The organism is Arsenicibacter rosenii (assembly GCF_001870735.1).
In the GTDB taxonomy this organism is placed as follows: domain Bacteria; phylum Bacteroidota; class Bacteroidia; order Cytophagales; family Spirosomataceae; genus Arsenicibacter; species Arsenicibacter rosenii.
Genome location: NZ_MORL01000002.1, coordinates 1 through 11,837, shown reverse-complemented (window position 1 = coordinate 11,837; position 11,837 = coordinate 1). Strand labels below are relative to the sequence as shown.

The following is an 11,837-nucleotide window of genomic DNA, read 5'->3' as shown; positions in this document are numbered from 1 at the left end:
TCCGGACCTTTGGGTTACTTTTTTACTTTTTTTTTATTGATTATCCGATCAACGGCCGGCTTTCACTAATTTGATGGTCCGACGCCCGCCAGCGGTGTACTGAATGTCGAGCAGGTAATGACCCGCATTCAGGTTGTCCCCGAAAATTACTTTTTCGCCTTTCTGTACGCTCCCCGGCACGCTTCGCTCTACGCCCAGCATATCCAGTACCCGCAGCGCATAAATATCCTGATCGGCCACAAACGTGAACCGGTCAGCGGTCGGATTGGGGTAGGCAACGTTCAGCACCTCCTCCACGATGGCCTCCCGTGCGCCTGCCGAGCACTTGTTCACCCGTTTGCAGAACTGACGGTACCATGGCGACGCCGAATAGTTAACCCCGACACAGAGATCACCTCCCGTAAACCAGGGTCCGAAATGAATACTTACCTTACCTGGCTGCGTCGGAGTGACGCTGCTCGTTGAGCCGGTGCACCACCACGAAAAATTGGTCGCATTGGCCAGATAGGCAGGGTTTAACTCAAACGCGGTCACGGCATTGGCAGCTACGCAATCCGGCCCGACGATGCCAGCTGTTGCCGGGGTTGGCGGGGTAACCGTTGCGGTCAGCACGTTGATGGTAACAGTCCCTGACGTAGTCACGGCACCGGCATTGTCCATTGCTTTTGCCGAGAGCGTATAGGTTCCGGCCGCTACGTTGCCCCAGACAAACCGGTACGGCATTGCCATAGACTCGCCGAGTTTGGCCGTGCCGTTGTAGAATTCAACCTTCGCGATGGTACCGTCGCTATCCGATGCATTGGCTGAAATAGTAACCGAAGCCGGTGCGGTAAAGGTGGCACTGTTGGCAGGGCTGGTCAGCGCTACCGTTGGCGGTTGATTAGCCGGTGGTGTTACGGTTGTGGAGCAAACCGATACGGTCTTGCAGAATTGCTGATACCACGGCGCGGCCGAATAATTAACGCCCACACAGACCTGCCCGCCGGAAAAATAAGGCCCGAAATTAAACGTTGCCTTGCCGGGTTGCGTCGGTGTTATGCTGCTGGTCGACCCCGTACTCCACCACGAAAAATTCGTCGCATTCTGCAACAGATTCGGATTCAGTTCGAATATTTTAATGTCGTTTACACTGACACAATCCGGGCCGATCAAATCAGCGCCGGAGCTACCGGGATTGGTGACGATAATATTCACCGTCGCCGATGTTCCTATAGCCCCCTGATTATCTATTGCCTTTGCAGATACCGTGTAGTAACCGGCCGCGACATTTGTCCATGAAAAGGTATACGGTGCTGCCGTAATTTCTCCGAGTTTCGTATTCCCGTTATAAAATTCGACTTTGACGACACTACCATCGGCGTCGGTTGCCGTGGCAGACAGATTGATGAGGGCAGGTGCCGTAAAGCCGGCATTCGCAGCCGGAGCGGTCAGGGAGACGGTTGGAATTTGGTTCGGAGCGGGTACAGCGGTTACCTGCACGGACGTTGATGTGAGCGTCTGCCCATCCGGTAAGGTAGCTTGTGCGGTCAATGTATACGAACCCGCCGCGATACCGGTGATGGTCCAGGCATACGGCGCGGTAGTATCATCGCCCAGCTTCGTATTGCCGCTATAGAAAGCAACGGAAGCAGCCGTTGTATTACTCACCGTTGCGGCAATCACTACATTTGCCCCAATCGTCACCGTCGTATTAGCAGCAGGGCTGGCGATAGTAACCGCCGGTGTGGCCGGACCGAAATCATCAGCCGGGCTCAGTATCCAGTTTTTCACGTACGCCCCTGACTGGCTTGTATTGTTCCAGCCATTACTCCCGCAGGCGCCGGGCACGAGTGCCGCCGACGACTCGTCTTTATCGCAGAAGCTCCAGTTACACCAGCTTACCTTTATACCCGATGAGTTCTGACCCGCCATCAGGTTAATCCAGTTCTGACCATTCGTGTAGTCGTTGCCGCCGTTGCCGGAATAGTTGCTCGTACCCCATTCCGAAACAAACAGCGGAACACTTTTGAGTACATTATCAATGTAGCTCTGTGAGTAATGCGAACCGGCGTAGAAATGAAAGGTATACATGACGTTGTAGGCATTGGTTCCTGTCAGCGGGTTACTGATCACGTCACCCGGTGTTCCGCTCCAGTTTGGTGTACCAACCAGAATAATGGCTTCGCTGTCGTATTGCCGGATTATCGGAATCACCTGCTCGGCATAGCTTTTCACCGAACTCCAGCTTACCCCATTCGGTTCATTACAGATTTCGTAGATCACATGTTTCTTACCGGCGTGCTTCTGCGCCATGATCTGAAAAAACTGCTTTGCTTCATTCAGATGAATATTCGGATCGCCGGGGTTGAGGATGTGCCAGTCGATGATACAGTAAATGCCGTTTTGTGCCGTCCAGTCAACGATATTGTCGACCGTTGCCCGCAGACCGGCAGGGTTGTTAGTGTATCCGCCCTCGTCAACATACATTGCCGCCCGGAATACGTCAGCTCCCCACTGCGAGGCAAGGGTCTGGATGGCCCCGGCATTGTAACACTGCCCGAACCAGTGAAGACCGTGTGAACTCATGCCACGCAGCTGAATAGCCTTTCCTGCCTCATTTGACAACTGGCGGCCCACCAGTTTCAGGCGACCGTTGGCAGCAACCGGTGTTGGGGCCTGCGCATCTGCAAGCGTACAGAACCCCAGCCAAAGGATCACGATATTGACCAGAAAAGAGGAAATGTGTTTCATGGTATGTAACCGGTTTATGGGTGACGACAAAACATAAGTACTTTTTTGTTAATATCGCTCACTTACTAAAAGTCTTACCATTGGGTCATTTTTTTATAAATTTTTGAGGAAATGGGGCTTAACTTCCGGCCATAAAACAAACAACTGCTGATCAGGGGCCGTTTCGATCAACGGGAGTTCCCTAACCAGCAGTTTATTTATACCAGAAAATGAATATATCCTCAGATAAAATCAGAATTGTTTTGACGCTTATTTTTGCCGGAAGCCTGTTAGCTGTGCATCAGCTGATGTATCCGCACGCTTCCCGTTTTGCTACCGATACGGTATCGGAAACGGCGTCAATTTCAACGCTTTTATCAGGAACCACCTACTTCTTCCTTTTCCTTGCAGCAGGCAGTCTTGCTTTTCTGCTGTTCGGTAAGCAGACCCGCCCTTAACGGTAGGCCTGCACCTGTGGATTAAATTCTGTCCAGCTACTTGTCCAGTCTGTTGTCGCACCGAAGGCTCCAATATAGGCAGCCGTTGTCAAATACGCATTATTAGGTAACGTAGCCGAACCGCTCAGCAAGGTTCCGGCCGTGCCGACGGTTAATGATGGCCGTCCGGTAACGATATTGGCCGGGTTTACACCTGTCGTCAGGTTGTCGGCCAGCGTCTTATTACCAGTCTGTGACAAAAACCACTGCGTCGGTGTCTGCAGCCCGATGTTATAAGGCGTTTCTGTTGCCGAGAGTGTGGCATTCCGGACCGGATAGCCTCTCGGTGCGGTAGCCGCTCCCAGACCAAACCCGTTTGATCCCCAGTTCTGAATACCGGCCAAAACCACGCCGTTGAGCAGCAGTGTGCCGTTGAGCGCATTAGTCAGCGTCACACCGGCATCGGCCGGATCGACATATAACCCATTGGGATATCCCGTTACAAAGGTGTTATATACCTTCAGTCGTGTATTACGGCGCAGGTGAATACCATTATAGAACTGCACATTAATCACTGTGTTGGCATCGGCCTTGGGGCCAATCAGGCTGTAGTTGGCAAACACACCGGCGGTAACCGGCAGGGCGCTGCTCCCCGAGGCATTGTTGTCTGACTCAAACCCGTTAGATCCCGATCCGTCGGCCAGCATACTGCCGCGAATGCCCAACCCGAACTGACTATAACCGGTATACCCGTTGTCTGTATCAAAATCATCATCGACCGACCGGTAGGCCACGAGGTACTTACTGTTCACGGTACCGCCAAACCATTCGAACGCATCATCGCCGGAATACGACACCTGTATGTATTCGAGCGTGGTTCCGCTGCCGACAGCCCCCAGCGTTAAGCCATTGATTTCGGCATTTGGTGAGAGGCTGTAACCAGCATACTCAATCCGTACGTAGCGCAGTGTGCCCGAGTTATCAGCCAGCACAGGAGACGGCCCGCCGCCGGCAAACGCCCCGTAATTTCCTTCCAGTTCACCCCAGCCATCCTGATTAAACGTTGACCGGCCGCATAAGACGACACCGCCCCAGTCGCCTGGCTCACGCAGGCCCGGCTCACGTTCTGAGGTGAAAATAATCGGTGCGTCGGCAGTACCTTCAGCCATCAGCCGGCTTCCCCGCTGTACGATTAATGTTCCGTGTGTTGAGCGCTCGCCCAGAATAATCGTTCCCGGCTGAATGGTTAACACGGCCGTAGCCGACGGACTACCGGTAATGGTCTGATCAGCACCGACACGAACAAAGCTCGAAAGTTTGTAAATCTTGTCGTTAGTCCAGGTAGTATTGGTTGTGATTGATCCGGTAACCGTGATTACAGGTTTCGGGGTAATGGTTACCACCAATGTGCTCGTTTGCGAAAGCCGGCTCATATTATCCTGCGCCACGATCGTAAACACCAGTTGTGAGCCCAGTGGCTGCGTTTTGGGTACCGTATAGCTAACGCTATAGGCAGCGGTTGTTTCAGTTGTATAGGCTTTGCTGTCAAAAGCTGTTCCGTTTCGGGTAACAGTTACGGTTTTCAGGCCGGCCGGTGCGCTGACAGACGCTCCAATCGTAATCTGCTGTCCGGCAGCTGCCTCTATCGTTGTCTGGTTCCAGGCAACAGTTGGGGCAGGCTGCACATCCTCCTCTTTCTTACAACCATACAGAAATACTACTGACAGTAGTGTGACTGTCAACACATTAATCAAAGAAGACGTACGTCTCCATACTGATAAAATCTGATAATAGTTTACTGAATCCGGGTATTGGCTTTGCATCAGGTCGGATAATTTGGTTTTTGATTAGCTAAATTCGGAAAACCTTGGCGCAACAACTAACACTTTTACCACCGTTCGATAAGTTGCCACTTTAATGCAGTTCTATATTGATAATTAACAACATAAACTTACAGCCATAAAAAAAACCGGGGGCAAGGCTCCCGGTCTTTCTGCGACACCAATATGAATTAAAAAAAAGAGTTTATTTATCGTAATCCGTATTCTGTGGATTCCAGTTAGTCCAGCCGGTTGTCCAGTTGGTTGTCCCGAACGCACCACGGAATGTTTCTTTCGTGAAGAATGAATCGGCACCTTTGCCTTCCCATACCGCACCTGTCAGCAACGGCGAACCGGTTTGTGGCAGGAAGTTCGGAGCAGTCAGGTTAAACGAAGCTGCATTCAGCAACAGGGTCGCTACATCTGAAGAAGCAATCAGTTGGTTCTTACGTGCCGTGGCGTTGAAGTAGTCCTGCGCCTGCTGGTTTGTGATCGCGCTGGCACCGCGTACGGCAGTTGTTGATGAGGTACCAACGTTTGCTAACACAATACCTTTTAAATCAAGTGCACCGCTGTTTATATTTGCCTGTGTACCGGTTACTGTACCGTCCAGACGCAGCCCTTCCGGGTAGCCAACAAATACTGAATTGAAGATACTGATCGATGTATTACGGCGCAGGTGCATCCCTGACTGGTACCCCCCGCTGCCTTTAATCGTTGCATTTGACGGCGTACCACTCGTGACAAAGTTACTTACGTTTGCAAAGACAGGTGCCGTCAGTGGCAGACCTGCATTCGGGCCCGTTGCCGGTTCACCTGTACCGGTAAAGTTATCGGACTCAAATCCATTTGATCCTGATTGGTCCGCATACTCCGGATCACGCAGGGAAACAGCATACTGTACTTTGCCTGTAAAGCCCCAGTCGGTATCCCAATCATCATCCCAGCCACGGAAAGCAACCAGGTATTTCGCGTTTACGGTACCGCCAAACCACTCGTATGAGTCGTCGCCGCTGTATGAAACCTGAATGTGGTCAATGGTTGTGCCTGAGCCTACACCGTACAGCGTCAGACCGTTAATTTCGCTGTTCGAGGCATTTGATAAAGCAATACCACCGAATTCGATCCGAACGTACTGTAGTGTACCGGAGTTGTCTGTTGGTTCATTATAGGTACCGGTTGATCCTTCAATACCCCCTTCGAATGTCGTAGCCCCCGGCTGGTTAATCGGCGCTTTACCGATCAGGACAATGCCACCCCAGTCACCATAGTTACGCTGACCGGCAGCTTTGCCCGATGTAAATACGATAGGCTGGTCAGCCGTACCGATAGCCACCAGTTTACCACCTGGCTGGACGATCAGCGTTCCCCCTTTGCCTAATGCCGTTGGGTCTTCTTCTTTCGGCGCGCCTTTGATAATCGTACCTTTTTCAATTGTCAGTGTTGCGCCGTTACGGACATATACAAAACCCAGAATCTTATAAACGTTGCTGGCCGACCAGGTTGTGTTGGCCGTGATGGCGCCCTGCACGGTGATAACCGGGCGGTTGCTCAGTGAGAACGCCTGTGTGCTACTTACCGTTACACCATTTACAGTAACCGTGATCGGGCCGTTCTGCGCACCGGCCGGTACCTGAACCACCAGTTGTGTCGGGCTTGCCGAAACAACCGTAGCCTGTACGCTACCAAACTTAACCACGTTGTTTGCCGGCGTTGCGTCAAACTTAGTACCGGTGATAGTCATGGTCGTTCCAACCGGAGCCGACGTATTGGAGATCGATTCAATTGTCAAAACAGGTTCGGGCGTGCTGTCATTTTTACAAGCTGAGACGGCTATGAATAAGCCCGTGACAACGAGTAAACAATACGACCAGTTTTTGAGGAATTGCATAATTAAACGGATTTGGTTGTTTTAGACTGTTCTGCCCGACCTGCTACGTGTTTTACAGATAGAGCGATTATGGGATAATAGTTCGGCGACCAAACGTGTATACCGCTGTCAATGTGAAATAGCTGCCCCGCTTGAATTTCCGGACATCCTGATCGGCGTTCGCCGATTTTGAGGTCACATCGCTCTCGATTTTACCGTTCCGGTTGAAATCCTGGCTAAACCGGACATACTGATTCAGCAGGTCCTGGATACCTAACCGGATTTCCAGTTGTTTCTTGAATTGCTTGCTGATGTTCAGGTCAACTACGTTACGCGGCATCTCGTAGACGGTCGGGTTATTAACGTTACCCACGGCAAAAATCCGCTGGCCAAACACGTTGTAAAGCAGGTTAGCATTCCAGTTCGACTTAGGATCGCTGTAGTACAGACCCATGTTCAGCAGGTACGGCGACTGACCGGCCAGGGCACGCTCTTTGTCGGCAACCCCTGTCAGGTCGTAGTTTTGTGTAGCCCCGCTCAGGTCTGGAGCCGTTACAAACTGGCCCAGGTTTACGCGGCTCTTGATGAAGGATGCGTTACCGACAAACGTCAGGTTTTGCAGGAACACACTTGATGCGTTCGGGAAGCCCTTCCTGATTTCCAGTTCAACCCCGTAGTTCTGTGCCGACTTTGCATTGGTAAAGGTGTAGGCTAAGCCGTTGCCGGTTGGCAACAGGAACGTTTCGATCGGGTTAGTAAAGTGCTTGTAGAACGCGGTAATTGAAATGAGCTCATTCGGCGTAGGGTACAGCTCCCACTTAGCATCTACGTTCTGGATGTTCGCCGTTTTCAGGGCGGTGTTACCACGTACATCGGCCAGCAGGTTGAAGTCAAAGTAGCTGAATGGAGCCAGCTCACGGAACTCAGCCCGGTTGACCGTAGACGAGAACGCGAAACGCAGGTTCTGTTTGTCGTCCAGCTTATAGGTAAAGTTCAGAGAAGGCAGCGGACTGAAAATCTTGTTGTTGACCAGACGACGGTTCGTGTTTGAAACCGTTGCCTTCAGGCCCTGATCGTTATACTCACCACGGAAACCGAGGGTCAGGTTTGCCTTTGGTCCGAAGTAAACATCACCCGTGACGTAAGCGGCACCGTAGTTGTTCAGACCCTGGTAGGAGTCGAGGTCTTTTGTTCCATCGCGCAGCGACAGACCACCGTCCTGACCCGTAATGTTTTGCAGGGCAAACACACTGCTAATATCTTGTTGGGTAATAGCCGAAGCGTTACCGATGGTGTTGTAACCATAGAAACGGGCCGAGTAATCACGATCTTTCTTTTCGCCGTAGACACCGAACCGTATCCGGTTTGGCTCACGGTCAGCCGGGTTACCGAATGTGTGCTCGCCATTGGCAGCGAAGGTAGCCACACGCTCACCCAGTTTTGAATAGAAGCGGCCTACGTCGATTGGGTTAGGGTCAACCGGAGCCGCAATCTGATACGATGACTCATTGCCCGACGAACCCGCCGCACGCTGGTAGCGAACCCGTTTCCAGTCGGGCTCCCAGCGGCCGGTATACCCGTAACCGGCAATCCAGGTCAGTTTCGTCAGTTCATTCAGTGTGTGTTCGCCCGACACCTGTGTTGTCAGGATACTCCGGTTTTCAAAACGCTCTGAGTAGCTGCGCACGTCGTAGCCATCCACTACTTTCTGACCATTACGGACAACCGTTTCGGTGTTACCCAGCTGGTTAAAGAGGGTTTTCCACTCCAGAATAAACGAAGGCGAGAAACGCAGCGTCCAGTTGTGTAACAGACCTAAGCGGGTCTGACGGGCGTAGCTGTTATCGGTATACTGTTCAAAAAGGTCGTTTGCGGTCAGACCATTTTGATACAGGTTAAAGTTCACATTCGCACTCTGGTGCGTCATCGAGTAGTTGATACTGGTCAGGTTGCTCACCCGGATATTACCGATATCAAACCGGCGTCCCATGTTCAGGGCCAGCCGTACGTCGGGCGACACCGTAACGGTATTCAATCCCCACGAGTTTGGCAACAGCCTGGCATAGGCCGCCCGCTGTAACGCACTCTGGTTGTTAAACGTCGCCGCCTTCGACGGGAAGCTCGACGGAATCTGCTGGTCGGCGCCCCACAGACCCAGCCAGTTCAGGCCCGAGCGTGAGTGCGTCTGTGCATCGTTCAGCGTGGTCATCGGGCGGTAACCAACCGTAAATCCGACGTCCATAAAATTCTGGTCCGGACGACGTTTTGTGTAGATTTTAATGGCTCCACCAGCGAAATCACCCGGCAGCTCAGCCGAACCGGATTTGTAGACAATCATCCGGTCGATGATGTTGCTGGGCACTAAATCAAATGAGAAAGAGCGGGTATCAACTTCGGTAGAGGGTGTAATGACGTCATTGATTAATACCGAGTTATAGCGGGACCCAAGCCCCCGAACCATAACGAACCGGTTGTCGACGATGCTGACGCCAGGTACACGGCGAATGGCAGCGGCAGCGTCACGGTCCTGCGATTTTACAATCTGCTGTGCCGACAACCCAACCGCGATAGGTTTTAACTGTTTAATTTCGGAGATAACCGCAATTTCGGTATTGGTTGCGCGGGTAGCCCGAATCACAACCTCCTGGAGCGATTTGCCTTCTTCTTCCAGTTCGGTATCAATTACCGTTGTATTACCCGATTCGATCCGTACGTTGGCGAGGGATTTGTTTTTGTATGAAACGTACGAAATAACAATGTTGTAGTTCCCGGCCGGTACGTTAGCAACGCTGAAGTTTCCTTCAATATCTGTTGTTGAGCCGAGTTGGGTACCGTCGATACGGACAGTACATCCGATGAGTGCTTCTTTTGTTTTGGCGTCCTTCACCGAACCTCTGATGGTTCCTTTCTGGGCAAACGCGCCAATGCTTAGTGTCAGAAGAAAAATAATTAACGAGATCTTTTTCATATTGGCATTAATACCTACTGGTAGAATTACGGCACAAAACTAGAGCTGTAATGTTACCTCAATGTTATGCCACCGTTATGCCTAAATTATCTTTCCCGTTCTTTATCAGCCTGTTTATCATGCCTTCTTAATACATACGGAATACTTTCCGGAAATAAAAAATCAGGCGTCTACTTAACCGCGTAGTTAGGTAAACGCCTGATCGGCGAGACGCCCGGAATATTAATCAACTACCCCTGTTACCTGATAGCCGATATCCAGCATCGTATTGATTGCAAAGCCATTAACAAACACATACCGTATCCGTGTATCATCTGCCAGCAGAAACGTCGGAATCTGTCCGAGACACAACGGCGTTTCCGGCGGTTTACCCTCATGGACGATATGCACCGGTAAAACCGGTTTATAATTAGCAGGAATATCTTTTACCCGGAATACTACAATGCCCTGATCACGCAATGTATCAAGCTCTAACGCGGCTACCGCTTCAGGGTTATCCATCACATCGGGGTACACTCTTGGCGGAAGAATGGTCAACCCGGTTGCATCAATTTCCTGCAATCCGTAGAAAGTCGACAAATCACCCAGATCGTCGATAACACTCCGGTAGTAAAAATCCGCTGCTCCGGCTGTGTTTTCTTCGTGACGCAGGATACCGATATCCATACGGGTTGTATGTCCCTGACAGATGACCTGTGCATTCCGGATCAGCACGTCGAGCAGCGTCCGGCCATTTTCCGGAATCGCCTGATAGGCGCTGATGTCTTCCTCCACATACGTTTCATTCGCGATAGCGCCCATTGCCGTAAGGAGGGCAACAACGTTCAGGCGGCGGATATACATCTTTTCCGGGTCTCCTTTGTAGCCCCCCGATTCAACCAGAATGAGGGTTGTTCCCCACTTCTGAATGTTATCGCCGAACGCTCTGGGCTCAAACTCATCATCAAAGCGCGCAACCTGATTGGGTATATAGGCTTGCAACAACCGGTTCAGACTCACAATCAACTGCATCGAGCGTTTCCGGACGTCGTTAATATTCCGGTCCTGGTCATAGGCCGTTGCCAGAAACGACATAACGGCCTGTTTGCCCGTTGTCCCGACCGTATAGCGGGGGTTCTGATCGTGCAGGTTAAACCCAACCAGCGGTTTTAACGTTTGTTGCCGTTCTTTCAGGACGGCAGATTCCGGTGACTGCAACCGAAGGGCATCACGGTTCATATCAATATCCAGAGCCGTCCGCCGCTGGAAGCGTTCTGCCCCGTCGGGGTTCAGCATCGGAATAAAGTAAAGCGTTGTTTTAGTCAGCAGGTCATGCCGGAGCGTATCCAGTCCGTCGCCGGAGACCCGCAGAAAGTTAAATATATCAAACAGCGCCATGGTTGCTGTAGCCTCATCGCCGTGCATCTGCGACCAAAGCAAAATCGGAATCGGCCCATTTCCGGCTTTAACCTGATAAATCGGGCGTTTTTCGAGGGATGTCCCGATAACGGATACCTCAAACGGGTACACCGTTGCCAGTTCCTGAATCAGCGGTTCAATCTCTTTATGCTTAAACCGGCGGTGTGTAAAATACGGCTCGCGGTAAGCATGGTAATTTTCGTATAACTGCAGGAAAAGCGTCCTTGCCGCTTCTATGTCTGTATTCGGTTTCATTCCGGTAAAAAAATAGCCCGCAGCTGTCGACAGCTGCGGGCTACAATATAGGTATCAAACGTGTTCTGTCAACTATTTTTTAGCGGCCTGCTTTTTCAGCATTTGCTTAATCTCTTTGTTTTCCGCTTTAATCTGCTGATTTTCTTTTTTCAGGTCGATCATGTACAGCGTGAGTTCTTCGATCTTCTCCAGGAGCTTAGCGTTCATCTTCACCACATCTACCCCTTCTGCTACCACCTGTTCCGCACTCGGTACGCCCGGCAGGTGCTTGTGCGCCTTCACATACGCCTCTACCTCGCTCAGCTCACGTAACCGGTAACCCGGCGCAAACACATAATCACTCCACTCACCGCTGTTCTTCACCGCTACCTTGATCCGCT

6 protein-coding genes and 1 pseudogene are annotated in these 11,837 nt (G+C 51.4%); 1 reads left to right on the top strand and 6 read right to left on the bottom strand.

Annotation, left to right across the window (positions count from 1 at the left end; all coding sequences use genetic code 11):
• Positions 1-48: 48 nt before the first annotated feature.
• Positions 49-2,730 carry a cellulase family glycosylhydrolase gene (locus BLX24_RS04010; protein WP_071501823.1) on the bottom strand — a complete coding sequence of 894 codons (2,682 nt, stop codon included), beginning with the start codon at positions 2,728-2,730 and terminating at the stop codon, positions 49-51.
• A 242-nt stretch (positions 2,731-2,972) separates the two neighbouring features.
• Between BLX24_RS04010 and BLX24_RS04005 the strand changes: the two genes are divergently transcribed.
• Positions 2,973-3,167, top strand: coding sequence for a hypothetical protein (locus BLX24_RS04005; RefSeq protein WP_218160675.1), 195 nt, complete (start codon positions 2,973-2,975; stop codon positions 3,165-3,167).
• Here the strand turns inward: BLX24_RS04005 and BLX24_RS04000 are convergent.
• The 5 genes and pseudogenes from BLX24_RS04000 to BLX24_RS32575 all read right to left on the bottom strand — a co-directional run.
• The gene (locus BLX24_RS04000; protein WP_229201694.1) at positions 3,164-4,891 is read right to left on the bottom strand and encodes a beta-helix domain-containing protein; all 1,728 of its coding nucleotides are present in this window, start codon (positions 4,889-4,891) and stop codon (positions 3,164-3,166) included. The genes BLX24_RS04005 and BLX24_RS04000 overlap by 4 nt on opposite strands.
• A gap of 280 nt (positions 4,892-5,171) precedes the next feature.
• Entirely contained in the window at positions 5,172-6,857 is a 1,686-nt protein-coding gene (locus tag BLX24_RS03995) for an IPT/TIG domain-containing protein (protein ID WP_071501821.1), read from the bottom strand.
• A gap of 67 nt (positions 6,858-6,924) precedes the next feature.
• Positions 6,925-9,804 carry a TonB-dependent receptor gene (locus BLX24_RS03990; RefSeq protein ID WP_071501820.1) on the bottom strand — a complete coding sequence of 960 codons (2,880 nt, stop codon included), beginning with the start codon at positions 9,802-9,804 and terminating at the stop codon, positions 6,925-6,927.
• 222 nt (positions 9,805-10,026) lie between these two features.
• Positions 10,027-11,457, bottom strand: a complete 1,431-nt coding sequence (locus tag BLX24_RS03985; RefSeq protein WP_071501819.1) for a M14 family zinc carboxypeptidase — start codon at positions 11,455-11,457, stop codon at positions 10,027-10,029.
• A gap of 72 nt (positions 11,458-11,529) precedes the next feature.
• A pseudogene (locus BLX24_RS32575) lies at positions 11,530-11,837 on the bottom strand (bZIP transcription factor); the annotation flags it as partial.